We start from the raw sequence: 24,484 nt of genomic DNA, 5'->3' as shown, positions 1-24,484 counted from the left end.
CCGGGTCGAGGAAGATGTGCCGGTGGTCGAAGGCGGCCACCAGCCGGATGTGCTCGGACAGCAGCATCCCGTTGCCGAACACGTCGCCGGACATGTCGCCGACGCCGACCACAGTGAAGTCCTGGGTCTGGGTGTCCAGGCCCAGCTCCCGGAAGTGCCTCTTGACCGACTCCCAGGCGCCACGGGCGGTGATGCCCATCTTCTTGTGGTCGTAGCCGGCCGAACCGCCGGAGGCGAACGCGTCGCCCATCCAGAAGTTGTGGGCCTTGGAGATCTCGTTGGCGATGTCGGAGAACGTCGCGGTGCCCTTGTCGGCAGCCACCACCAGGTACGGGTCGTCGCCGTCGTGCCGGACCACGTCCTCGGGCGGCACGATCTGCCCGCTGGCGATGTTGTCGGTGACGTCCAGCATCGCGCCGACGAACTCCTGGTAGCAGGCGACGGCCTCGTCCCGGTCGCCCGGCTTCTGCTTCAACACGAAGCCGCCCTTGGCACCCACCGGCACGATCACGGTGTTCTTCACCATCTGTGCCTTGACCAGGCCGAGCACCTCGGTCCGGAAGTCCTCCCGACGGTCCGACCAGCGCAAACCGCCCCGGGCCACCGGCCCGAACCGCAGGTGCACACCCTCGAAGCGCGGCGAGTAGACGAAGATCTCGAACTTCGGTCGCGGCGCCGGCAGGTCCGGAATGGCCTGCGGGTCCAGCTTGAACGCCACGTACGCCTTCGGCCGCCCGTCGGCGCGCTTCTGGTAGAAGCTGGTCCGCAGGGTGGCCTCGATCAGCGTCAGGTACGAGCGCAGGATCCGGTCCTGGTCGAGGCTGGCCACGTCGTCCAGCGCGCCCCGGATCGTCTCCACCAGCTCACCGCTGCGCTGCTGCCGCTGCTCGTTGGTCTGCTCGCCCGGCGCGAACCGGGTCTCGAACAGCTCCACCAGCAGGGCGGCCAGCTTCGGGTACGCGATGAAGGTCTGCTCCATGTAGTCCTGCGAGAAGACCGTGCCGGCCTGCCGCAGGTACTTCGCGTACGCCCGCAGCACCACCACCTGCCGCCAGGTCAGACCGCCGCGCAGCACCAGTTCGTTGAACCGGTCCACCTCGGCCTCACCGCGCCAGGCCGCCGCGAAGGCGTTCTCCACGTGCGGGCGGACCTCGGACAGCTCGTGGTGCCCCTCGGGCAGCATGAGGCCGAAGTCGTACAGGTACACCCGACCGTCGATCCGGTCCACCTCGTACGGGTGCTCGTCGACGACCCGTACGCCGAGCGAGTGCAGCACCGGCAGCACGGCGGAGAGCATCATCGGCTCCCCGTACCGGTAGACCTTGAACCGGACGTCCATCGCCTCGACGAGGTCCGAGCCGGGCACCCGCGTGCCCGGCCGGGGCGCGAGCTGCTTGCGGAACAGGTGCATCTCCAGCTGGCCGGGCTCCTCCAGCAGCTCCAGCTTCGCCAGGTCCTTCATCGCCTCGTACGGCGTGTGCCCGTCCTTGTAACCCTCCGGGAACGCGTCGGCGTACCGGGTGAACAGGTGCTTGGCCTGCTCGTCACCGAGCTTGCGCTCCAGCACCAACCGGTAGTCGTCGTCCCAGAGCCGCGTCGCGTCGGCCAGCTCCTCGGCCAGCAGGTCGGCGTCGATGTCGCCCGGCGGCCGGGTCGGGTCGGTGCGGACGATGAAGTGCACCCGAGCGAGCATCGACTCGGTGACCCGGGTGGTGTAGTCCACCCCGACACCGTTCAGCTCGCGCAGCAGGATGTCCTGCATGCGCAGCCGGTTCTGCGTGGTGAACCGGTCCCGGGGCAGGTAGATCAGGCAGGAGATGAACCGCCCGTACGCGTCCCGACGCAGGAAGACCCGCAACTGCCGACGCCCGGCCATGCGCAACACGCCGACCACCGCGTGGTACAGGTCGTCGGTCTTGATCTGGAACAGCTCGTCACGCGGGTACGTCTCCAGGATCTGGATCAGATCCTTACCGGAGTGGCTGCGCTGGCTCAGGCCGGAGCGGTCCAGCACCTCGGCCACCTTGCGGCGTACCACCGGCAGTTCCCGGACACTGGTCCGGTACGCGGCCGTGGAGAACAGGCCCAGGAAACGCCGCTCGCCGATCACCTCGCCGGCCGCGTTGAAGATTTTGAAGCCGATGTAGTCGAGGTAGGCCGAGCGGTGCACGGTCGCCCGCGAGTTGGCCTTGGTGATGATGAGCAGGCGCTTCTCCAGCACCTTCTCGTGCGCCTCGGGCGTCATCGACGACAGCGACCGCGCGTCCGGCGAATCGGAGCGCAGAATGCCCAGGCCGGTGCCGAGCACCGCTTCGAGGGCCTTGCCGTCGACCGGGTCGGTCGTGTCACCCCCGGGGGCGTCCACCAGCCGGTACTCGCGGTAGCCGAGGAAGGTGAAGTGGTCCTGGGCGAGCCACCGCAGCAGCTCCACCGAGTCGGTGATGTCCTTCTCCGGCACCGGCGGACGGTTGTCGGAGGTGCGGGTCGACGCCAGCTCGTCCGCGAGCGCGAGGGCACGCTGACGCATCTTCGGCCAGTCCTCGACCGCCTCCCGCACGTCGGTGAGCACCCGCTGCAGCTCACGGCGCAGCCGCTCCCGTTCGGAGACGTCCCGGACCGGATCGATCTCGATCCGCATCCAGCTCTCGATGATGTCGCCGCTGATCGCGTCATCCGGCTCCACGTCCGCGGAGACCTCGGTGAGTCGGCCCAGCGGCTCACGCCGGACCACCACGAGCGGGTGCACCAGCAGGTGCACGTCGAGGTGGTAGGAGTTGAGCAGCGCGGTCACCGAGTCGACCAGGAACGGCATGTCGTCAGTGACGATCTCGACGACGGTGTGGTGCTGGTCGGCGTGCGGTTCGTGGATCCGCAGCTTCAACTCGCCAGGAACCCGTTGCTGGGCGAGGTCCCGGTGTGCCCGGGCCGCGTCGAGCATCTCCTCGGCCGTGAAACCGACCAACTCCTCATCTGGCGCGAACCGCCAGAAACGGCCGACAAGTGTCGCCGCGTCGTGGTCGTCCCCCGCGAGCGCGACAGCCTGGGCCACCAGGCGCTCCGCGTTGGGAACGGGCTCGTCGAGCTCGGCGTCCTCCACGTCGTCGGCCAACACCTCAGTCGGCAGGCCCAGATCGTAGATGGTGTCGATGCTCGACCCGGTCAGCCCGGTGACTCCCACGTCGAGCCGGCCGTAGCCGTCCCCGTCGGTCGCCGAATCGAAGTCGTCGTCGTCCCGGCCGGAGTCATCCTGCCGGAGGTCGGGTTCCGGTTTGATCGCCGGACGCCGGTCCATCGGTGCCACTCCCCTCGACCCACCGCGTTGTGGGTCACTCTGCCGCCCAGCCTAGGCCCTGCCGTTGTGCGCCTTCGTCGGCGGACCACTAGCCAGACGTCCGGATCGGGACTTTGTCCTTTCACCCGTTGCGGGTCCGAGGTTGGCCGGCTGCGGGATACCCCGCCACGCGATGTTCATCACACGGGCTCGGCCCGTCTTTGGCCGCGCTCGCGCTCCTGGGGGACGTTGGGGACGGCGCTCGCGTATTACCGTGCGAGGGCACTCTGAGATCGGAAGGACCAGCTCCATGCCGTTGTCGTACCCCCGGCCCCACCGGCCGAACCACGCCCGCCGTCTGATTGCCGCCCTCACCACCGCGGCGCTCACGGCCGGTGTACTGGCCGGCTGCTCGGGTGACGACGGGCCGGAGCGCACCGTCGACGCGTTCCTCTCCGGCTGGCGCAGCGGTGACCTCCAGGCGGTCGGCCTGATCGACCCGACTGGCAGCAAGCTGCCGTCGGCCGACGTGACACGCGACATCAAGGAGCTCTCTGGTGAGCTGTCGGCCACCCCGCCGAAACTGACGCGTCGCGGCGAGCCGAAGGTCACGGCGGACATCGCGACCGCAACCGTCCAGGTGGAGTGGACCCTGCCGGGTGAGACCCGCTGGACGTACGACCGGGAGGTACGCCTCGCCCAGGGCGACGGCGACCAGTGGCAGGTGATCTGGGAGCCACGGGTGGTGCACGAGCAGCTCACCAAGGGTGACCGGATGGCGTTGCGCCGCGACGCCAGTGCCCGGGCCGGTGTGCTGGACGGCGCCGGGAACCCGATCGTGACTCCCCGCCCGGTGGTGCGGGTCGGCGTGCAGCCCAACGGAGTCGCCGACATCAAGGACCTCGTCAAGGAGCTCGACGCCGCGTTCAGGGCGATCCGTCCGGCGCTGGTCCCCGCCGTCGACCTGAGCGACCTGCCCAAGCGCGTGGCCGACGCCGAGCCGGGGGCCTTCGTCGAGGTGGTGTCGCTGCGCGAGGAGGCGTACCTGCAGATCAAGCCCCGGATCTACGACCTGCCCGGCACCAAGTTCATCTCCGGCAAGGTCGACCTGGCACCGACCCGGGAGTTCGCCCGGGCGGTGCTCGGCACTGTCGACCCGGCGCAGGCGGACGACCTCGCCGCGCACCCGGACCGGTACGTCGCCGGTGACCTGGTCGGGCACGGCGGGTTGCAGGGTCGCTACGACGAACGGCTACGCGGCGGCCCGGGGCTCACCGTGGTGGTCGAGCGCCCCATCGAGGGCGGCAAGCTGGAGCCGACCGGCGCGGAGCTGTTCCGTCGGGAGCCGCAGCCCGGCCAGGCGCTGAAGACCACGCTGGACACCGCCGTCCAGAACGCCGCCGACGGGTCCTTGCGTGCCGAGCCCCGCCGTTCCGCCCTGGTGGCGGTCCGAATCAGCGACGGCGCGGTGCTCGCCGCGGCGAACGGCCCCGGGCCGGCCGGTGAGAACCTCGCCTTCAACGCCCAGGTGCCGCCCGGCTCCACGTTCAAGATGGTCAGCACACTGGGCCTGCTGGATCGGGGCGCGATCACACTGGACGGGCCGGTGGCCTGCCCGAAGACCTTCACCGTGGATGGTCGGTCCTTCAAGAACTCCGACAACTTCGAGCTCGGCTCGGTGCCGTTCCGCACCGACTTCGCCAAGTCCTGCAACACCGCGTTCGCCTCGCTCGCCCCGAAGCTCGGCGGCGACGGGCTGGCCGCCGCCGGCCGCTCGTTGGGCCTGGAGGGTCAGTGGGACCTCGGCGTGGACGCCTTCACCGGCAAGGTGTCGACGGGCGGCAGCCTCGCCGAGCAGGCCGCTGCCTCGTTCGGGCAGGGCACCACGCTGGTCAGCCCGCTGGCCATGGCCGGTGCCACCGCTGCCGTCGCCCGAGGCCGCTTCGAACAGCCGAAGCTGGTGCTCGACCCGGCGCCGGCCAAGCCCGCCCCGGCCGGCGAGCAGCTCAAGCCAGAATCGGTCACCGCGCTGAAGTCGATGATGCGCGAGGTGGTCACCTCCGGCACGGGCAGCGCCCTCAAGGATGTGCCGGGCGAGGTCTACGGCAAGACCGGCACCGCCGAGTACGACGACAACCCGGCCCACACCCACGCGTGGTTCGTCGGCTGGCGGGGCGATGTCGCCTTCGCCGTGTTCGTGGAGAAGGGCGGCGCCAGCACGGCCTCGGCCGTCCCGATCGCCGAGCGCTTCCTCCGCGCCCTCCCGGCCGCCTGACCTCAACCGCGGCCCCGCCGCGGCATCCAGGCGCGATGATCGACTCCACATCGGCGATGTGGCGGTTTCCGACCAACCGGACACCCCCACATCGCCGATGTCGTGTCGATCAAGGCGGGCGGGGCGGGACGGGACAGGTCAGGCGGTGTCGGCGTTCGTGTGATCGCTGGGATCAGACACGCTCGGCGATGATCGCCGCAACAGGCCCGGCCCCGCCGAAGCGGGTGGGCCGACCGGCTCCCGCTCCACAGCGGCCGGAACGCCATCCGACGCCGAGTGGCCCGGAACGCCGCCCTCCTCCGGGTGACGAGGAAGGCCACCGGAGTCCGAATGGTCCAGAACGCCACCCGGCCCCGAGCCGACCGGGTCCGCGACCCCGCCCGCCTCAGAGCGAGCCGGGCCAGGGACGACAGTCAAAGGCGAGTGGATCGGACCCAGGATGCCGAGCCGGTCCGATGTTGCCGGGGCCAGGCCGCCGTGGGGCAGCCGGCCCGCCGCGTCGGTTCCGGCCTGCTCTGCTGCCGTACGCGCGCCGGATGGCTCCGCGACCCGCACACCAGACGGCTCCCGATCGGTGGAGGGACCGGACGCGGCGTAGGGCGACTCGTCCTGGGCCGCGTTCCGCAGGCTGTTGAGCCGGTCGGTGGGGGCGGCACGCCGTGGGCTGGGCGTCGGTCGGGCCGACAGCAGTCGGGGCGGCACCGCCTCCGGGGCGGTGACCGGGGCCAGGCCGGCGACCACCGTGTTGACGATCTCGGCGGCGTACGAGCCGTCCGGGTCGTAGTCGGGGTCGAAGACGGTCAGCTCGACGCCGAGGCAGTGCGGGGTGTCGACCAGGCCGGCGAGGAGGATCTCCAGCTCGGCGAAGGCGATGCCGCCCGGGTCGGGGGCGTCCACGGCGGGCATCACGGCGGGGTCGAGCACGTCCACGTCGATGTGCACCCAGTAGCCCGCGCAGTCGGCGAGCTGCTCGTGCGCCCACTGGGCCGTGCGGGCGGCGCCTTCGGCCCGCAGCGCGGGCACCGGGCGGGTGGTGATTCCGGCGGCCTGGAGGTCGAGCCGGTACTCGTCCTGGGCGCGGATGCCGAGCACCACCACGTCGATGTCGCGGAAGTAGGGCCTGCGTCCCTCCAGTGCGGCCAGGTCGGCCTGCCCCCGCCCGGTGACGAGGGCGAGGTCCTCGCCGGCGGCGGCACCGACGTAGGAGGCGTTGCCGGGATGCCGGAAGTCGGAGTGCCCGTCGACGAAGACCAGCCCGATCCGCCCGCCGACAGCCTCACCGAGGCGGTGCATGGCCAGCGCCGAGCCGAGCAGCACCGAGCAGTCGCCACCCAACACCACCGGGAACTCTCCCCGGTCGATGATCGAGCCGATCCGTTCGGCGAGCGCGAGCGAGTAGTCGGCGATCTCCCGGGCGTGGCAGACCCCGTCGCCGGGCCGCCAGTCGCCCGGGTCGTAGCGGGGTGGGGTGACGCAGCCGGCGTCGCGGGCCCGCAGCCGGGGCAGCAGGTCGTGGTCGCGCAGCGCGCCGGGTGCCTTGGCGCAGCCGGGGACGGACGTGGACGTCGGCGGCCGCAGGCCAAGGTTTGTCGGCGCGTCGAGGACGGCGATCCGGCGCATCATGAGCTCCCGTCCTCGGTGGTCGGGCGGGCCGGCCGGAGCGCCGGCCCGCGCTGGCGTGCTACGAACTCAGAACAGGGCGCTGGCCAGAGCCCGGCGCGCCGAGGCGACCGCCGGGTCGTCCGGGCCGGCGATGGAGAAGAGCGAGACCAGGTGCTGGCGCACTGTCTCGCGGTCCTCGCCGGCGGTGCGTCGGACCAGACCGACGAGCCGGGAGTATGCCTGCTCGGCCAGGCCGCTGAGCACCTCGATGTCAGCGGCCAGCAGTTGGGCGGCCACGTCGTCGGGGGCGCTCTCGGCGGCGGCCAGGGCGGCGGCCGGGTCCGCGCCGGCCACCCGGCGGGCCACCCCGACCTGGGCCAGACCGGCCGTCGCCGCCGCGTCCGCCGGCGCGTCCGCGAGGATCTTGCGGTACGCCTGTTCGGCGGCGTCGAGGTCACCACTCATCAGCGCGTCGTCCGCCTCGTCGAGGCGGGGGTCCTCCGGTTCGGCAACCGTGACGCCGCCGGCCTTGAGCACGGCCTGGAGCCACTGCCGCAGCTGCGCCTCGGGAACGACCCCGGAGAAGGCGTCGACCGGTTGGCCGCCGACGACCGCGTAGACCATGGGGATGCCCTGGACCCGGAACATCTGGGCGATGCGCGGATTCTCCTGCACGTCGACCCGTGCCAGCACCCAACTGCCGCCGCCCTCGGCGTTCAGTCGCTCCAACACCGGGGCGAACTCGTCGCTCTCCGGGAAGCCGGCGGCGCCGAAGAACACGACGACGGGCATGGCCATCGACCGTTCGAGCACGTCGGACTGGATGGTCGCCTCGGTGACGTCGACGATGGCGGTGTTACCGTCGGCGGCGGGTGCGCCGTTGGACGGACCGCCCTGTGGGGGCGTGCCGGGGCGGGAGCTGGCTGGTGCGGGGCCGCGCAGTGTGCTGAGGTCGACCGCGCCGCGGGTGAAGATCGACGAGGTGATCCGTGGGTCGCTCATGGTTACCTAGTCTCGCACGTGAGCCCGAATTCTCAGCTCACCCGCAACCCCGACGTTGCAACTCTCACGCCCCGCCGCACACCCCCGCGATCGTGCACTTCAGGAGGGGGAATACGCGCCGTTCGCCGTATTCATCCCACCGGAAACGCACGATCGACGGAGGGGTGTCGGTCAGAAGCGTGCCGGCTCGCGGTAGGTGCCCCACTCGGCGCGGAGCGCGTCGCAGATCTCGCCCAGGGTCGCCTCGGCGCGAACCGCGTCCAGCATCGCGGGGATCATGTTCCCGTCGGTGCGGCTCACGTCGACCATCCGGGTCACCGCCGCGCGGACCGCCGACTCGTCCCGGGCACTCTTGCGCTCGGCGAGCACCCGGCGCTGCTCCAGCTCCACCTCGTGCGAGATGCGCAGGATCTCCAGCTCCTTGGCGACAGTGCCGGTGTGGCAGTTGACCCCGACGATCTTCTTGTCGCCCTTCTCCAGGGCCTGCTGGTAGACGAAGGCCGACTCTGCGATGTGACCGGTGAACCAGCCGTCCTCGATGCCGCGCAGGATGCCCGAGGTCATCGGGCCGATCTGGTGCGGCCCCTCCCCTCCGAGCTGCCGGATCCGGGCGAAGATCTCCTCCGCCTCGGCCTCGATCTTGTCGGTCAGCGCCTCGACGTACCAGGAGCCGCCCAGCGGGTCGGCAACGTTGACCACACCGGTCTCCTCCATCAGCACCTGCTGGGTACGCAGGGCGATCTCGGCGGACTCGTCGGTGGGCAGCGCCAGCGTCTCGTCCAGCGCGTTGGTGTGCAGCGAGTTGGTGCCGCCGAGCACCGCCGCGAGAGCCTCGACGGCGGTCCGTACGACGTTGTTGACCGGCTGCTGCGCGGTCAGCGACACGCCGGCGGTCTGCGTGTGGAACCGCAGCCAGAGCGCCTTCTCACTGGTCGCGCCGTAGACCTCGCGCAGCCAGCGGGCCCAGATCCGGCGGGCGGCGCGGAACTTGGCGATCTCCTCGAAGAAGTCGACGTGCGAGTCGAAGAAGAAGCTCAGCCCCGGCGCGAACACGTTGACGTCCAGCCCGCGCGAGAGACCCAGCTCCACGTAGCCGAAACCGTCGGCCAGGGTGTACGCCAACTCCTGCGCGGCGGTCGAGCCGGCCTCGCGGATGTGGTAACCGGAGACCGACAGCGGCTTGTAGCGCGGGATCTCGGCGGCGCAGTATTCCATCAGGTCGCCGATCAGGCGCAGGTGCGGCTCGGGGTCGAAGAGCCACTCCTTCTGCGCGATGTACTCCTTGAAGATGTCGGTCTGGAGCGTGCCGTCCAGCGCGGACAGGTCGGCGCCCTGCCGCTCGGCGGCGACCAGGTACATGCAGAACACCGGCACGGCCGGGCCGGAGATCGTCATCGAGGTGGTGACACCGGCCAGGTCGATGCCGTCGAAGAGCGCCTCCATGTCGGCGGCGGTGTCGATGGCGACGCCGCAGTGCCCGACCTCGCCGAGCGCCTGCGGGTCGTCCGAGTCGCGGCCCATCAGCGTGGGCATGTCGAAAGCGACCGAGAGGCCGCCGCCGCCCGCGCCGAGGATCATCTTGTAACGCTCGTTGGTCTGCTGGGCGTTGCCGAAGCCGGCGAACTGCCGGATCGTCCAGGTCCGTCCGCGGTAGCCGGTCGGATACAGACCCCGGGTGTACGGGTACTCGCCCGGCCAGCCGATCCGCTCGAAGCCCGGGTAGGTGGCACCTTCCGGCGGGCCGTAGACCGGGTCCACCGGCATCCCGGAGAGCGTGGTGAAGTCGGCGTCCCGCTTGCGCGCGGCGTCGTAACGGGCCTGCCAGCGCGCCCGTCCGGCGTCGATCTCGTCGGCGTCCATGAGCAGGGCTCCTCCTCGGGTCCTCGACTGCACGTCGAGTGTAGAGCCCTCACCTGAACGATCGCTAAGTCACGTCGTACCGGCCGGTAACGTGAGCTGCGGGCACACCCGTCTCAGACGGCGGCCGGCCCCGGCTGGTTCAGCTCGATGTCATCAACTGTGACGTTGACCTGGGTGACAGTCAGGCCGTACTTCTCCACGGCCTCGATCACCGCGACCCGTACCGCCTCGGTCACGTCGACCACGACGTGCCCGGCGTCGATCACCAGGACCACGTTGATGACCGCCGCGTTGCCCTTCACGTCGGCCGAGACGCCCCGGCGGGCGTCGCCCACCTCGTCCAGACCGACCTTGTCCAGGATGTTGTTGAAGAACCGGGCCACGTCACCACCGAGATCGGCGACGCCGGGCACCGCACGGGCGGCAGCCCCGGCGATCTTCTCCACGACCTCGTCCGAGACCGACGTGACGCCCCGGGCCGCGCCCGTCGCGGGCTGCACTCCACCGGCGTTCTCGACCGCGTCCGTCATGATCACATCTCCCCTGGTCATGGCCCATTGTGGACTGACTGTCCCGTCAGCCGCCGCGTGACAGCATCGCTTCCGATCACGCGCCGCGAGCCTACTAAAACCGGAGCGGCCCTCGCGTGCCGGCAAGCGACGCGCCGGAGCGACGAGGGGTGGCCACTGAGGACACCGAAGCGGGACGGCCCCGCGATGCTTCCGGCTCAGCGAGCGAGCTGGGCGAGCAGGTCGTCCGCCGCCGTGTACGGGTCGGTCGCGCCCTCGGCGACCTTGGTGGCGAGCGTAGCCAACTCCGTACCGTCGCGGAGTGAGCCGATCCGGGCGCGGAGGATGCCGAGCGCGATGGCCTCGATCTCGGCGGCGGCCCGCGCCTCCTGGCGGCGGCGCAGCTCGCCGTGCTCGACCAGCCAGCCGCGGTGCTTGTCGATCGCGGCGGCGATGTCGTCGATGCCCTCGCCGCGGGCGGCGATCGAGCGGACCACCTGCGGTCGCCACTGCCCGGGACCGCGCTCACCGAGGGCGATCATGCCCTGGATGTCGCGGACGGTGGCGTCGACGCCGTCCCGGTCGGCCTTGTTGACCACGAAGACGTCGGCGATCTCCAGGATGCCGGCCTTGACCGCCTGGATCGCGTCGCCCATCCCGGGTGCGAGCAGCACCAGCGTGGTGTCGGCCAGCGAGGCGACCTCGACCTCGGCCTGCCCGACGCCGACGGTCTCCACCAGCACCACGTCACAGCCGGCGCCCTCCAGCACCCGGACCGCCTGCGGCGTCGCCGCGGCCAACCCACCGAGATGACCTCGGCTGGACATGGACCGGATGTAGACGCCCGGATCGGTGGCGTGGTCCTGCATACGCACCCGGTCGCCGAGGATCGCGCCGCCGGTGAACGGGCTGGACGGGTCGACCGCCAGCACGCCGACCCGATGCCCGCGCGCCCGCAGCGCCCGGACCAGCTCGTTCGTGGTGGTCGACTTGCCCACCCCGGGCGAGCCGGTCAACCCGACCACCTGGGCCTGCCCGGCGTACGGTGCCAGCGTCGCGGCGATCTCCGGCAGCAGCGTGTCGCCGTTCTCCACCAACGTGATCAGCCGGGCCACCGCGCGGGGGTCACCCGCGCGGGCCCGTTCCACCAGCAGCGGTACGTCCCGACTGCGGCGCACCGACGTGGTGCCCGCCGCCGGCGCGTGCTCGGCCGCTCCGCTCACTGGCCCGGCACGTGGATGATCAGCGCGTCGCCCTGGCCACCGCCGCCGCAGAGGGCCGCCGCGCCGGTGCCACCGCCGCGCCGCTTGAGCTCCAGGGCGAGCGTGAGGACGAGACGAGCGCCGGACATGCCGATCGGGTGCCCGAGCGCGATCGCGCCGCCGTTGACGTTGACCTTGTCCGGGCTGATGCCCAGGTCACGGGTGGACTGGATGCCGACCTGGGCGAACGCCTCGTTGATCTCGATGAGGTCCAGGTCCGCGACGCTCAGGCCACCCTTCTTCAGGGCGTGGTTGATCGCGTTCGACGGCTGCGAGTGCAGGGAGTTGTCCGGGCCCGCCACGTTGCCGTGCGCGCCGATCTCGGCCAGCCAGGTCAGCCCCAGCTCGGTGGCCTTGGCCTTGCTCATCACGAGTACTGCGGCCGCGCCGTCGGAGATCGGCGACGAGCTGCCGGCGGTGATGGTGCCGTCCTTGGCGAAGGCCGGACGCAGCTTGGCCAGCGACTCGACGGTGGTGTCCGGGCGGATGCCCTCGTCCTCGCTGATCACCAGCGGGTCACCCTTGCGCTGCGGGATCACCACTGGGGTGATCTCGTCGGCGAAGTGGCCGTTCTTCTGCGCGGCGGCGGCCCGCTGGTGGCTGGCGGCCGCGAAGGCGTCCTGCTCGGTACGGGAGATGCCGTGCTTGCCGCCGAGCCGCTCGGTGGACTCGCCCATGGAGCAGCAGTCCCAGGCGTCGCTGAGCCCGTCGTGCGCCATGTGGTCCTTGACCACCACGTCGCCGTACTTGTAGCCGGTGCGCTGGCCCATCAGCAGATGCGGGGCGTTGGTCATCGACTCCATGCCGCCGGCCACCACGATGTCGAACTCGCCGGCGCGGATCAGCTGGTCGGCCAGGGCGATGGCGTCCAGGCCGGAGAGGCAGACCTTGTTGATGGTCAGCGCCGGCACCGACATCGGCACACCGGCCTCCACCGCCGCCTGCCGCGCCGGGATCTGACCGGCGCCGGCCTGCAACACCTGCCCCATGATCACGTACTGGACCTGGTCCGGGCTGACGCCGGCCCGCTCCAACGCCGCCTTGATGGCGATACCGCCGAGCTTCGTGGCCGGGAGGTCCTTGAGGTTGCCCAGCAGGCGCCCCATCGGGGTCCGCGCGCCGCTGACGATCACCGAAGCCATGCCTGCCTCCGAAGGGGGTGCCGAACTGTTCAAGGGGGGTGCCTAGCTGTACGCCTTAACGATTATTCGGTCAGACTAGCGCCATGGCTGAGAACTCCCCCGCCGAGCCCGGTGCGGACTACGTCACAGACATCGGGCTTCGCAAGATTGACCACGTCGGGATCGCCGTGGCCGACCTGGACGCCGCGATCGACTTCTACCAGCGGACGTTCGGGATGCGCTGCGTACACGTCGAGACGAACGAGGAGCAGGGCGTTCGCGAGGCGATGCTGTCCGTCGGCCCGACCACCGACGGCGGCTGCGTACAGCTGCTCGCACCGCTGACCCCGGAGTCGACGATCGCCAAGTTCCTGGACCGGAGCGGGCCGGGCGTGCAGCAGGTCGCGTACACCGTGGTGGACGTCGACGCGGCCTGCGCGGCACTGCGCGAGCGGGGAATGCGACTTCTCTTCGAGACCCCGCGACGCGGCACCGCGGACAGCCGGATCAACTTCGTCCACCCGAAGGACGCCGGCGGCGTCCTCGTCGAACTGGTGGAGCCCGCCCCCACCCCCCACTGACCCCGCACCGCTCCCACGATCCACACGACGTCGGGGATGTTGCCGCCTCCCGCGCGACCGAGGCAGCGACATCCCCGACGTTGCTTCTTGCGCGCGGGGCATGGGTGGCGTTTGCGCGCACGTCAGTGCGCGGTTGACGGGCTGGTCGGACACCTTCACGCATCGGCGGATGCAGTTTTTCACAGATGACTTCCGAGCCTAGCTACCGTTCAGTAACGTCCGGCCCCACCGGAGCGCGACTGGTGCTGGATGTGTCGAATGCCGACATGGCGGTCGTGTCCACCGGCGCCGACGATGGCAGCACCCGGGCCCGTGCGGGTGCGGATGAACCGGAGGTCACCGTGCAGGACATCCTCGAAGCGATCATGGCGGCGGAGGAATCGAACGATCCGGACCGCGAGCTCGCCGGCGTCGCCGGGCTGCCCGTACCGGAGAGCTACCGGGGCGTGGTGGTCCGCGCCGAGGAGTCCCGGATGTTCGACGGCATGGCCACCCGCGACAAAGACCCGCGCAAGGCGCTGCACGTGCAGGAGGTGCCGACGCCGGAGCTGGCGCCTGGCGAGGCGCTGGTCGCGGTGATGGCCAGCGCAATCAACTACAACACCGTGTGGACCAGCATCTTCGAGCCGCTGCCCACCTTCAAGTTCCTCCAGCGCTACGGTCGGGTCTCCGAGCTGACCCGTCGGCACGACCTGCCGTACCACGTGGTCGGCTCGGACGCCGCGGGCGTGGTGCTGCGCGTCGGCCCCGGGGTGACCCGCTGGGCTCCCGGCGACGAGGTGGTCGCGCACTGCCTCTCCGTCGAGCTGGAGGACGCGGCCGGGCACGACGACACCATGCTCGACCCGCAGCAGCGGATCTGGGGCTTCGAGACCAACTTCGGTGGGCTGGCCGAGATGGCGGTGGTCAAGGCCAACCAGCTGATGCCGAAGCCCCGGCACCTGAGCTGGGAGGAGGCGGCCAGCCCCGGGCTGGTCAACTCCACCGCGTACCGGCAGCTCGTCTCGCACCACGGGGCCAACATGAAGCAGGGTGACGTGGTGCTGATCTGGGGCGCATCCGGCGGCCTCGGCGGGTACGCCACCCAGATGGCGCTGAACGGCGGCGCGATCCCGGTCTGCGTCGTCTCCTCGCCGGAGAAGGCCGAGCTGTGCCGCCGGATGGGCGCGGATCTGGTCATCGACCGGGCCGCCGAGGGTTTCCGCTTCTGGAAGGACGAGGAGACCCAGGACCCGGACGAGTGGCGGCGCTTCGGCGAGCGGATCCGCGAGCTGACCGGCGGCGAGGACCCGGACATCGTCTTCGAGCACCCGGGTCGGGAGACGTTCGGCGCGAGCGTCTTCGTGGCCCGGCGCGGCGGGACCATCGTCACCTGCGCGTCCACAAGCGGCTTCCAGCACCAGTACGACAACCGCTACCTGTGGATGCACCTCAAGCGGATCGTCGGCAGTCACTTCGCCAACTACCACGAGGCGTGGCAGGCCAACCGTCTGGTCGCGCTCGGCAAGGTGCACCCGACGGTCTCCCGCACCTATCCGCTGGAGCGGACCGGCCAGGCCGCGTACGAGGTGCACCGCAACGCCCACCAGGGCAAGGTCGGGGTGCGGTGCCTCGCGCCCACCGACGGGCTGGGCGTACGCGACGGGGAGCTGCGCGCGCAGCACGAGGACGCGATCAACCGGTTCCGGGGGCACTGAGCCGACGCCGTCGGCTGGAGGGCACTGACCTGGTCACCGGCCGGACGGATGAGCACCGGGTGGCCATTGTGGTGCTCGGCATTGTTCTTCCATCTCATTAGCGCAAGGCCGGCCTGGGATCGAACAAAGGGCCTCGGGGTTACCTCGGGGCCCTTTTCCGGATCACACCGCATGGCGTCCGTCCCGCCCGGGACCTGCCAAGATCGCCGGTTGGTCCGGCCCTGCCGAACGCGGAAGTTGACCATGTAAAGAGGGCATGAAAGCTCCGCACCGCTCTTGCGAACCACCCTGGGGCGTCTGCCAGTATGTCCCAATGCCCCAGCAGCAGTCCTCCCCTCTCGCGTTCTTCGATAACGCGAACTCGCAGCCAGATTTCACCGTGGGCCTGCGCGGATACAACACTCACCAGGTCGATGACTTCCTCGGCCGGATGACCGCCGCGCTCACCCAGTCCGAGCAGGCCCGTGCCGAGGCCGAGCAGCGGATGAACGACGCCCAGCGTCGACTCCGCCAGGCAGAGCAGCGCATGAGCGCGCTGGAGCAGAAGCTCACCGACACGAACAAGCAGCTCGAAGAGAACAACCGGCCCACCCTCTCCGGGCTCGGCACCCGCGTCGAGCAGATCCTCCGGCTCGCCGAGGAGCAGGCCAACGACCACCGCAACGAGGCCAAGCGCGAGTCCGAGGGCATCCTCTCCGCCGCTCGCCTCGAGGCTCGCGAGATCACCGACAAGGCACGCGCCGAGGCCGCCGCCATGAAGGCGAGCGCCGAGCGTGAGGCGGGCAACCTGCGGACGGCCGCAGAGCGCGAGGCCGCCGAGGTTCGGGTGCAGGCCCGCCGCGAGGCTGACACGCTGCGCGCGGACGCCGACCGCGAGACCAAGCAGCTGCGCACCGTCACCGCCCACGAGGTGGCCGAGCTGAAGTCGACTGTCGAGCGGGAGGTGGCCACCCTCCGGGCCACCGCCGAGCGCGAGATCACCCAGCAGCGGGCGAAGGCCGCCCGCGAGGCTGAGGAGAAGCGTGCTGAGGCGACCAAGCTGCTGACCGACGCACGGGACAAGCGCGACAAGGACCTCCAGGCTCTGGAGCTCCAGCTCGCCGAGCGGCGCGAGAAGGCCGAGCGCGAGGAGTCCGAGCGCCACGCCGCCCAGGTCGCGCAGACCCAGAAGCTGGTCAGCGAGGCCGAGCAGCGTGCCCGGGCCGCACAGGAGCGCGCCAAGGAGATCGAGCAGCGCGCCGAGGCTCGCCGGATCGAGTCGGAGCGCAACGCCGCCGAGACGGTGGACAAGGCCAAGGCGCACTCGGAGAAGACGCTCAACGAGGCCAAGGCCGAGTCGCAGCGCCTGCTCACCGAGGCCCGCACGGAGGCGGAGCTGACCACGCAGGCCGCCCGCCGCGAGGTCGAGGACCTCACCCGGCAGAAGGATGCGGTCACCTCGCAGCTGGGCCAGATGCTCTCCGGGCTCGCCGGCATCGTTCCGGGAGTGCCGGCTGCGGCGGCTCCGGCGGCCAAGCCGGAGGCCAAGAAGACCGACGGCGGTCAGGACCGGGTTCCCGCGGAGACCGCTGGCTGACGGGTGGCGTAGGTCGGGGCATCGACGGCGCGAGGTGACACCGGGTGACCGGTTGCACCTCGCGCCGTATGCGTTTCCCAGTTCATGGAATGCCCCGCTCGAAACGGAGTGAAGTAGCTCGCACAAGGCCCGTCCGTATCGCCCCAGCAGGGCCCGATGCGTGTGAGGATGGGGGCATGTCGCACGGCGAGGAACTGTTCGCCCTCGGCGGGGACGTGACGACGGAGCCCAGCTTCGAGTCCGCCCTGCGGGGGTATGAGAGAAAACAGGTTGATCGGTATGTCGCACGTGCCGAGCACGAGATTGCGACCCTCGCCGCCGAACGGGAACAGGCGTACACACAGATCCACAAGCTCGCCGGCCAGGTCGAGGTGCTCCAACGTGACCTGACCCAGATCCGCAAGCAGATGAACGTGGTGGACAAGGCCTCGTTCAAGCACCTCGGGCCGCTTGTCGACTCGATCCTCAGCCAGGCCGAGGAGTTGGCCGAGCAGATCGTCTCCGACGCCAACGTGGAGATCGAGGCACGTCGCGCCGCCGCCGAGCACATCATCGATGAGGCCCGCGAGCAGGCCGACCGGGCACTGAAGGACTTCGAGATCGCCCTCGCCGCTCGGCGCGCGGAGGAGGAGCGGCACAGCGCCGCCCAGCGGGCGGAGGCGGAGAAGACCCTGCGGTCGGCCCGGGACGAGTCTGCGCAGCTGCGCAAGACGGCGCAGGACGCGCTGGCCAAGGCCCAGCAGGAGGCCACCCAGCTCCGGGACACCGCCAAGGAGATCCACACCCGGGCTCAGCAGGAGTCGACCAAGCTGCGCGAGACGGCTCGCGAGACGTTGGCCAACGCCCGGCAGGAGGCCAACGACCTGCGCGAGGCGGCCAAGGAGGTGCACGCGAAGGCCCTACAGGAGGCCAAGCGGCTCACCGACACCGCCACCGAGGCGGGCCGGGCCACGCACGCCAAGGCGCAGCAGGAGGCCAAGCAGATCATCGACGACGCGTCGATGGCGGGCCGGGCCACCCGTGCCAAGGCGCAGCAGGAGGCGGAGCGGCTGATCACGCAGGCGTCCGAGTCGGCCAAGCGCAACCGCGCCGAGACCGAGGCGTACGTGCAGCGGATGCGCACCGAGACCGAGGCGTACGTCAAGCACACCCGGGAGCAGACCCAGCAGGAACTGGGCGCGTGGCGGGCCGGGGTGGAGCAGGAGGTCAACTCCCGGCGGGAGACCGCCGACCGGGAGTTGGAGCAGCGGCGGACCGCGGCCGAGCAGGAGTACGCCAAGCACCGCGACGAGCTGGACAAGCAGCACACGTCCCGCCAGCAGGAGCTGGAGACCGGGTTCACCAGCCGTCAGCAGGAGCTGGAGGCGGGCTTCACCGGCCGCCGCGACGAGCTGGAGACCGAGTACACCGGCCGTAAGAACGAGCTGGAGACCGCGTACACCGCTCGTCGGGACGAGCTGGAGACTGAATACACGGCCCGCAAGAACGAGATCGAGCAGGGCGCGGCCGGGGTCCTCCAGGCGGCCGAACAGGACGCGGCGGCTCTGCGTGAGCGGGCCGAGGCGGAGGCCACCGAGCTGCTGAGCCGGGCCAGGACCGAGGCCAGCGACAAGCGCCGCGAGGCCGACGAGCATGTCGCGTCCTCACGTCGGCAGTTCGAGGAATACGCGGCCACCACCCAGCAGCACCTGGCCACCACGCAGCAGCACCTGGCAGCCACCCAGCAGGAGGCGGCGGCGGGTCGGCAGCAGCTCGCCCAGGTGATGTTGGATATCGCCCAGGCCCAGCAGCAACTCGCGGACCTGCGGCAGGAGACCTGGAAGGCTCGGCAGGAGTCCGACGACCTCCAGCGGCAGATGGCCGAGCTGCGGTTGCAGAACGTCGCCGGCCCGATCGACGGTCCGACCGCGCCGACGGTCGAGGACGCCACGAGCAGCAGCGCAACCGGCGGTGGCGACGACGGCGTGACCGTCTCCGGTTCCGCGACCGTCGACTCCGGCACGCCGGCCGGGTCGGGTGCGGCCACCGGCCTCAAGGCCGAGCCCGCCGACACCAGGCAGCCGGTGAACGCCAACGCGGAGGACGCCGGCCAGCCGGCGACTCGTCCGGTGGCCGAACCGGTGACCACCGTCGACGGTGGCACGGCCAGCGCCGGGGTGGACGGTGAGCCGACCGTCGCCGCTGTCCCGGGAGTGGGCGGCCGGGACGCCAAACCGACCAAGATCACGAGCACCGGTGAGAACGGCAAGCGGCCCACCAAGCCGACCACCGACGAGCGCAGCGCCAAGCCCAGCAAGGTCACCATCGAAAAGGACTGAGCCTGGGCGCGAGCTTCGAGATCTTGGACCGTTTCCGTTACGTGCTAACGGAAACTGTCCAAGATTCATTTGTGGGTCGGCTTGCGCAGCTCTGGGGTGGGGGTCCAGCCGGCTGCGACGAGCGCGCGCCGCACCGTGTCGGCGACCTCGTCGGGGCGGGCACGGACCAGCCAGGCCGGAAAGCGCAGAATCTGGTCACCACTGGTCCAGACGTCGTTCTGCCGACGCATGTCGTCAGCCCACTGCCGGGCGTCCATGTGGTGCGCGCCGTCGATCTCGACCTGCACGTGCCACTGTCGCCAGTACGCGTCCAGCCAGCGGTTGCGGCCCGCCGCGTCGAGCCGCCGCTCCTGCAGGTCAGGTAGGGGCAGGCGATGCCGCCGGCAGAGACGCAGGAAGTCGATCTCGGGGAGCGCCTCCGCACCGCCAGCGATGTCACGGACCGTCTGTTGGATCAGGTGTCGGCGGGGTGCTCGGGGCAGGACGTCGAGCGCCGCCTGCAACTCCTCGGGGAGGACCCGCCGCTGCTGACAACCGGCCGCCAGCACCCCTGCGCCTCGTCCACGCTGACCGCCCATCCCGCCGCGTCGATGAGCGCCCTGGCCGTCGTAGTGCGCGGCGGACGGGCGAGTTGGCGGTGCGAGTCCGGCAGCACCGACGTGCGATGCACGAGCACTGCGGGCATGTCGATCGGGAGCCGGCGCAGGGAGGTCCGCGCGGCACGGCGGGCGGCCGGCACCAGCACGTGCAGCGGCTCGCGGCGCAGCCCTCGGACCCCGGCTTCGGTGGCGGCGGTTGCCCCGGCCAGCATCGCCCCTGGTCCGGCTGCCAGCACCGCGACCCAGAGCTGTTGGTCGCGGCTCAGTCGACCGTTGCCGGTCGACACGATGCCGCGGCAGATCGACCGCCACCGACCGGAGCGGATCCGCCCGCGCACCGTCCCCTCACTGACCAGGTCGGAGACCTGTGCGGTGGTCAGGACGCCCGCCTGTTCGAAGGCGAGCCAGTCGAGTGCGTCGGCGTCGTCGGCAGGCAGCATCCGAACAGCTTTCACCGCCACGAAGCCAACACTCCACCAGATCTTGGACAGTTTCCGTCCACGCGTAACGGAAACTGTCCAAGATCTGTGCGTGGTCAGGGTCTGGACGGTCCCGGGGCGCCGACGGTGATTGGGTGGGCACATGAAGCACCGCGTTGACGGTCTCGTGGTCGGTGGCCACCATGAGGTGGCTAGGCTGCTGGCGCGTTGGACAGCGGGGACCCGAGCGGCCCGGGGCTGGTCTGCGCGCCGACCGCGTGACGGGCGTCGGTAACTCCGAGCCCGCCGACCCATCGCCTGACCCCGGGAGGTTTTGGTGCCGCAGCACAACCCGCCGGCCGACGACCCGGACGAGACGGCCGGTAGTCAGCCGACCGGTAACGCGCTGGAAGGCGCACCGCCGACCGGCGACCCGGACGTCACGGCCGATCCCCCGCCGACCGCGCCGACCGAGGTGCCGCCTCCGGTGCCGGTCCCCGCACCGGGGATCGACCCGGACGAGCCGCCGGCTGTCCCGTCCGGGAAGTTCGGCACCCCGGGGCGCCCGTTGCGCCGCAGCAGCTTCCTGATCGGCTTCACGGGTGCGCTGGGCGTGCTGCTGGCGTACACCCTCTATCTGGGGATTCGCAATGCCGGCGGCATCCTGGTGCTGGTGGTTATCGCGCTCTTCCTCGCGGTCGGCCTCAACCCGGCGGTGGTCCGACTACGCCGCTGGGGTGTGCCGCACGGCCTGGCGGTGGCGTTCGTGGCGTTGACGGTGGTGCTGCTGCTCTGCGGCGGAGTTGTCGCGCTGGTCCCGCCGATCGTCACCCAGTCGGGGCAGTTCATCGACCAGATCCCGAGCCTGCTCGACGAGCTGCGCCGCAATCCGACGGTGAACGACCTGGTGGAGCGGTACGACGTGGTGGAGCGCGTGCAGGGCGCGGCCAACGCGGAGACTGTCGGCCGGGCGTTGGGCGGCGTGCTCGGAGGAGCCCAACTGATCTTCGGCACGGTGTTCCGGACGTTGACCGTACTGGTGCTGACCATCTACTTCCTGGCCTACTTCAACAAGCTCCGCTCCCTGGGCTACTCGCTGGTGCCCCGTTCGCGACGGGAGCGGGTGCAGCTGATCGGCGATGAGATCCTGGCCAAGGTGGGCGCCTACATGGTCGGCGCGTTGAGCATCGCGGTGCTGGCCGGGGCGACCACCTTCGTGTTCGCGCTGATCGTCGGGCTGCCGTACCCGTTCGCGTTGGCGGTGGTGGTCGCGGTGACCGACCTGATCCCGCAGATCGGCGCGACCCTGGGCGCGGTGATCGTGAGCCTGGTCGGCTTCGCCGCCGACCTGCCCACCGGCATCGCCTGCGCGGTGTTCTTCCTCATCTACCAGCAGGTGGAGAACTACCTGATCTACCCGAAGGTGATGCGGCGCTCGGTCGAGGTCAACGAGGTGGCGGCCCTGCTCGCCGCGCTGCTCGGAGTGGCGCTGCTGGGCGTGGTGGGCGCGCTGATCGCCATCCCGACGGTGGCCGCGCTGCAACTGATCCTGCGCGAGGTGGTGCTGCCCCGCCAGGAGAGAGGGTGACCGGTCAGTCGCCCGGCTGCGGGACGGGCGTGTCCGCGAACGAGGCCACCGTCCGGTCGGCGTACGCGCTGACGTCGCCGGCCTCCATCGGGCCGTCCCAGGTCGTCGGCAGTGGCACCTCGACGGCGGGGTTGACCCGCCGGACGATCTCGTCGAGCACCGTCTCCGCGTCACCCACCCAGAGGTGCTTGGCACCGGGCACCCCGACCACCTCGGCCTGCGGCACCGCGCCGAACCGCTCCCGCGCCTCGGTCGGCCGCAGGTAGTCGTCGAACTCCGGCACGAGCGCCGTCAACGGCCGACCTGAGGCGGCCCAGGTGGCCAGGTCCGCAGGTGTCGAGAAGCGCAGCGGCGGGGAGAGCAGGATCGCCCCGGCGATCGCCGGGTCGCAACCGTACTTCAGGGCCAGGTCGGTGCCGAACGACCAGCCGACGAGCCAGATGTTGGGCAGCTCGGCGAACTCGGCGTACTCGATGGCGGCGGCCACGTCGTACCGCTCGCCCACCGCACCGTCGAACTCGCCCTCGCTGGTGCCGCGCAGGCTGCTGGTGCCCCTGGTGTTGAACCGCAGCACCGCCAGGTCGGCCAGCGCGGGCAACCGCCAGGCCGCCTTGCGGAAGACGTGGCTGTCCATCATCCCGCCGTGGGTGGGCAGCGGGTGCAGGCAGACCAGGGTGGCCACCGGCGGCCGGTCGGCCGGCAGCGCCAACTCGCCGACCAGTCGCAGACCGTCGGCGGTGTGCAGCTCGATGTTTTCCCGGCGACCGGGCAGGATCGACGACGCGCGGATCGCTGTGCTCACCGCCCAAGTCTGTCGCGAAACCGCCGCCGCCGCCCACCCAGGCACGAACAGGGTGATCCAGGTCGCTCAGTAGCGCGGGGTGCCCCGGCCGCGCTGCACCGCCGGGCCGCGTCGGTCCCGGGCGCGCCAGCAACCGCTGTGCCAGTGCCGCCGGTCGGTCAGGTCACCCAGACCGTCCGCCGGCCAGGCCACCAGGTGCGCCACCCCGGGTCGGATCTCCTGGTCACAGCCGGGGCAACGGTACGTCTTGACCGACGCGCCGGCGCCGATCCCGCGTACCTGCCAGGCGCCGTCGGTCCACTGCTGCACCGAGGCGACGCCCTGCCGGACCCGGTCGGCGTCCAGGTTGGCGTTCTCGTCCCGGCGAGGGCGATTGCGACGGGGGCTCACAGTCACCAAGCGTACGGTCCGTTCCGCGGAACGGACCGGGGCGGTCACCAGGTGTCGGGCCGGTCCAGGTGTTCGGCGACCTGCGCCCCGAGGAGCACTGTCGTCGCCTCCGCCTCGCTGAAGCTCCGCTCGTGATTGAACGCCGCGAACAGTTGGGCCTGCGGGATGTCCAGGAGTTCCAGCCGTGCGCCGATGGGGTTGTAGGAGGGGTCGTAGTAGGCGGGTCTGCCGCCGATGGTCCGGTTCGCCGGTGGCGTGGCCATCAGGGCGGTCCTCGCGTACTGGAACTCGACGGACACCCCTCTGCCCTGGTCGTCGCGCACGCTCAACACCACGGCATACGCCGCCGGGAAGGTGCCCACGACACTCGCACAGGTGGCCACCTCGGCACCGGCCGGCAGGTCGGTCAACCGCAGTGGCCCGCTGCACCGGTACGCCCGATCGAGCCGCAACGCGGCGGCGGCCTCGTGTAGTGGGCCCTCGTCCGTGCCGGGCACGCTGGCGCCGGCGTACACCCCGGGGGCCGGCTGCCAGTAGCGTCGCCAGATCGGCACATCGTCCGGCCCGACGGCGCGGACCACTGTGCCGTCGTAGAGGTTGGCGGTGGGGCCCTCCAACGGCGGCATGTTCCATGCACCGGGGAATCGCAGCACGTCGGCCGAGGTCAGCTCGACGGTGACCGTCCGGCCGCCCACGTCGATCTTCGCGGTCTCCTTGCCACCGCCGACGTTCCATTCCAGGAACCGGGGGCCGCCCGGGGCGAGGCCGATGTGCAGCAGGGCGGGGTCCTTGCCGATCTGGTCGGGGCGGGCCGCCGCGCTCGGAGCGCCGTCGACCAGCGGCGGCAGGAAGGCGACAGTGGTCTCGGCCAGGCCGGGAGTGACAGTGTGACCGAGGCCGGGCAGGCGACCCATCGGCCCGACGGCCACGCCGGCGCCGATCAGCGCGACGACGCTCAGGGTGGCACCAGCGGCGACCCGCCGCCGGCGTACCCGGGTACGCCCCCGGCGCACCGCGCCGACCAGCAACCGGCCGCCGTCCACCGGCCCCTCGGCGTGTTCCCGCAGCGTCAGGACGATCCGCTCGTCGAGGTCTGTCATGGTCGGCTCCCGTTCGTGGTCGGGGCACCGCAGCGCTCCCGCAGGTTGGCGAGCGCCCGCATCGCGTGGGTGCGGACGGTGACCGGCGAGCAGTCCAGGATCTGGGCGATCGTCGTGTCGTCGAGGTCCTCGTAGTAGCGCAGCACCAGCACCGCGCGCTGGCGGTCGGGCAGGTCGAGGATCAGCCGCCACATCTCGTCCCGGTCCGCCGCCTCGCCGCCGAGGTCGCCACGGTGCGGCCGGTCAGCGAAGGTGTCGACGACCAGCTCACGGCTCGACCGCCGACGCCACCAGGAGATATTGGCGTTGACCAGCATGCGGCGCACGTACACGTCGGGCCGGTCGGCGCGGGCGATCCGGCGCCACTGCACGTACGCCTGGGACAGCACCTCCTGGGTGAGGTCCTCGGCCCGGTGTGCGTCACCGGTCAGCAACCGGGCGAGCCGGACCAGCGCCGGACCCCGGCTGCTGACGTACTCCTCGAAGGTCACACCTTGCAGACGCCGTCGGCA

General features: G+C 71.0%; 18 protein-coding genes and 1 pseudogene. 6 read left to right on the top strand and 13 right to left on the bottom strand.

Features of this window, described 5'->3' with window-relative positions:
* Positions 1 to 3,292: NAD-glutamate dehydrogenase domain-containing protein (locus ACWCO3_RS04860; protein WP_450008518.1), on the bottom strand; the 3,292-nt coding region annotated here is incomplete at its 3' end.
* Between the two features lie 289 nt (positions 3,293 to 3,581).
* Here ACWCO3_RS04860 and ACWCO3_RS04855 point away from each other — a divergent pair.
* Entirely contained in the window at positions 3,582 to 5,546 is a 1,965-nt protein-coding gene (locus ACWCO3_RS04855) for a penicillin-binding transpeptidase domain-containing protein (protein ID WP_450008516.1), read from the top strand.
* 656 nt (positions 5,547 to 6,202) lie between these two features.
* On the opposite strand, the pseudogene ACWCO3_RS04850 reads toward ACWCO3_RS04855, so the two are convergent.
* The 6 genes and pseudogenes from ACWCO3_RS04850 to ACWCO3_RS04825 all read right to left on the bottom strand — a co-directional run.
* Positions 6,203 to 7,169: pseudogene (locus tag ACWCO3_RS04850) on the bottom strand (arginase family protein); the annotation flags it as partial.
* Between the two features lie 66 nt (positions 7,170 to 7,235).
* A complete protein-coding gene (locus tag ACWCO3_RS04845; protein WP_358164161.1) occupies positions 7,236 to 8,150 on the bottom strand; it encodes a tetratricopeptide repeat protein in 915 nt (304 codons plus the stop codon).
* A gap of 171 nt (positions 8,151 to 8,321) precedes the next feature.
* Positions 8,322 to 10,010 carry an acyl-CoA mutase large subunit family protein gene (locus ACWCO3_RS04840; protein WP_450008513.1) on the bottom strand — a complete coding sequence of 563 codons (1,689 nt, stop codon included), beginning with the start codon at positions 10,008 to 10,010 and terminating at the stop codon, positions 8,322 to 8,324.
* A 113-nt stretch (positions 10,011 to 10,123) separates the two neighbouring features.
* Complete coding sequence (locus tag ACWCO3_RS04835; RefSeq protein ID WP_357930161.1) at positions 10,124 to 10,540, bottom strand: Asp23/Gls24 family envelope stress response protein; 417 nt, start codon at positions 10,538 to 10,540, stop codon at positions 10,124 to 10,126.
* A 197-nt stretch (positions 10,541 to 10,737) separates the two neighbouring features.
* A complete protein-coding gene (gene meaB / locus ACWCO3_RS04830) occupies positions 10,738 to 11,742 on the bottom strand; it encodes a methylmalonyl Co-A mutase-associated GTPase MeaB (RefSeq protein ID WP_145779235.1) in 1,005 nt (334 codons plus the stop codon).
* Positions 11,739 to 12,923 (bottom strand): acetyl-CoA C-acetyltransferase, encoded by a 1,185-nt coding sequence (locus ACWCO3_RS04825; RefSeq protein ID WP_269682600.1) that lies wholly within the window; start codon positions 12,921 to 12,923, stop codon positions 11,739 to 11,741. Before ACWCO3_RS04825 ends, meaB begins: the two co-directional genes overlap by 4 nt.
* A gap of 83 nt (positions 12,924 to 13,006) precedes the next feature.
* Here ACWCO3_RS04825 and mce point away from each other — a divergent pair, with 83 nt between their 5' ends.
* The 4 genes from mce to ACWCO3_RS04805 all read left to right on the top strand — a co-directional run bounded on the left by mce (position 13,007) and on the right by ACWCO3_RS04805 (position 19,074).
* A complete protein-coding gene (gene mce, locus ACWCO3_RS04820) occupies positions 13,007 to 13,483 on the top strand; it encodes a methylmalonyl-CoA epimerase (RefSeq protein ID WP_088987908.1) in 477 nt (158 codons plus the stop codon).
* A gap of 341 nt (positions 13,484 to 13,824) precedes the next feature.
* The gene (ccrA, locus tag ACWCO3_RS04815) at positions 13,825 to 15,180 is read left to right on the top strand and encodes a crotonyl-CoA carboxylase/reductase (RefSeq protein WP_145785466.1); all 1,356 of its coding nucleotides are present in this window, start codon (positions 13,825 to 13,827) and stop codon (positions 15,178 to 15,180) included.
* A 313-nt stretch (positions 15,181 to 15,493) separates the two neighbouring features.
* A complete protein-coding gene (locus ACWCO3_RS04810) occupies positions 15,494 to 16,756 on the top strand; it encodes a DivIVA domain-containing protein (RefSeq protein ID WP_145779232.1) in 1,263 nt (420 codons plus the stop codon).
* Positions 16,757 to 16,932: 176 nt separating this feature from the next.
* Positions 16,933 to 19,074, top strand: a complete 2,142-nt coding sequence (locus ACWCO3_RS04805) for a hypothetical protein (RefSeq protein ID WP_450008508.1) — start codon at positions 16,933 to 16,935, stop codon at positions 19,072 to 19,074.
* A 65-nt stretch (positions 19,075 to 19,139) separates the two neighbouring features.
* Here the strand turns inward: ACWCO3_RS04805 and ACWCO3_RS04800 are convergent, their stop codons facing one another.
* Positions 19,140 to 19,577, bottom strand: coding sequence for a DUF559 domain-containing protein (locus tag ACWCO3_RS04800; protein ID WP_450008506.1), 438 nt, complete (start codon positions 19,575 to 19,577; stop codon positions 19,140 to 19,142).
* Positions 19,529 to 20,113, bottom strand: a complete 585-nt coding sequence (locus tag ACWCO3_RS04795) for a hypothetical protein (RefSeq protein WP_450008504.1) — start codon at positions 20,111 to 20,113, stop codon at positions 19,529 to 19,531. Before ACWCO3_RS04795 ends, ACWCO3_RS04800 begins: the two co-directional genes overlap by 49 nt.
* Before the next feature lie 487 nt (positions 20,114 to 20,600).
* Between ACWCO3_RS04795 and ACWCO3_RS04790 the strand changes: the two genes are divergently transcribed.
* Positions 20,601 to 21,680 (top strand): AI-2E family transporter, encoded by a 1,080-nt coding sequence (locus tag ACWCO3_RS04790; RefSeq protein WP_145785465.1) that lies wholly within the window; start codon positions 20,601 to 20,603, stop codon positions 21,678 to 21,680.
* 4 nt (positions 21,681 to 21,684) lie between these two features.
* Here the strand turns inward: ACWCO3_RS04790 and ACWCO3_RS04785 are convergent, their stop codons facing one another.
* From ACWCO3_RS04785 to ACWCO3_RS04770, 4 genes are all read right to left on the bottom strand, one after another.
* Positions 21,685 to 22,482 carry an alpha/beta hydrolase gene (locus tag ACWCO3_RS04785; protein WP_145779229.1) on the bottom strand — a complete coding sequence of 266 codons (798 nt, stop codon included), beginning with the start codon at positions 22,480 to 22,482 and terminating at the stop codon, positions 21,685 to 21,687.
* A 66-nt stretch (positions 22,483 to 22,548) separates the two neighbouring features.
* Positions 22,549 to 22,878 carry a hypothetical protein gene (locus tag ACWCO3_RS04780; protein ID WP_036411703.1) on the bottom strand — a complete coding sequence of 110 codons (330 nt, stop codon included), beginning with the start codon at positions 22,876 to 22,878 and terminating at the stop codon, positions 22,549 to 22,551.
* Positions 22,879 to 22,916: 38 nt separating this feature from the next.
* Positions 22,917 to 23,972 (bottom strand): hypothetical protein, encoded by a 1,056-nt coding sequence (locus ACWCO3_RS04775; RefSeq protein ID WP_145779228.1) that lies wholly within the window; start codon positions 23,970 to 23,972, stop codon positions 22,917 to 22,919.
* A complete protein-coding gene (locus tag ACWCO3_RS04770; RefSeq protein ID WP_145779227.1) occupies positions 23,969 to 24,463 on the bottom strand; it encodes a SigE family RNA polymerase sigma factor in 495 nt (164 codons plus the stop codon). The genes ACWCO3_RS04775 and ACWCO3_RS04770 overlap by 4 nt, the downstream gene beginning before the upstream one ends.
* Between the last annotated feature and the right edge of the window lie 21 nt (positions 24,464 to 24,484).

This window comes from Micromonospora sp. NPDC002411 (assembly GCF_053592955.1).
This window is presented reverse-complemented; position numbering and strand designations above follow the sequence as displayed.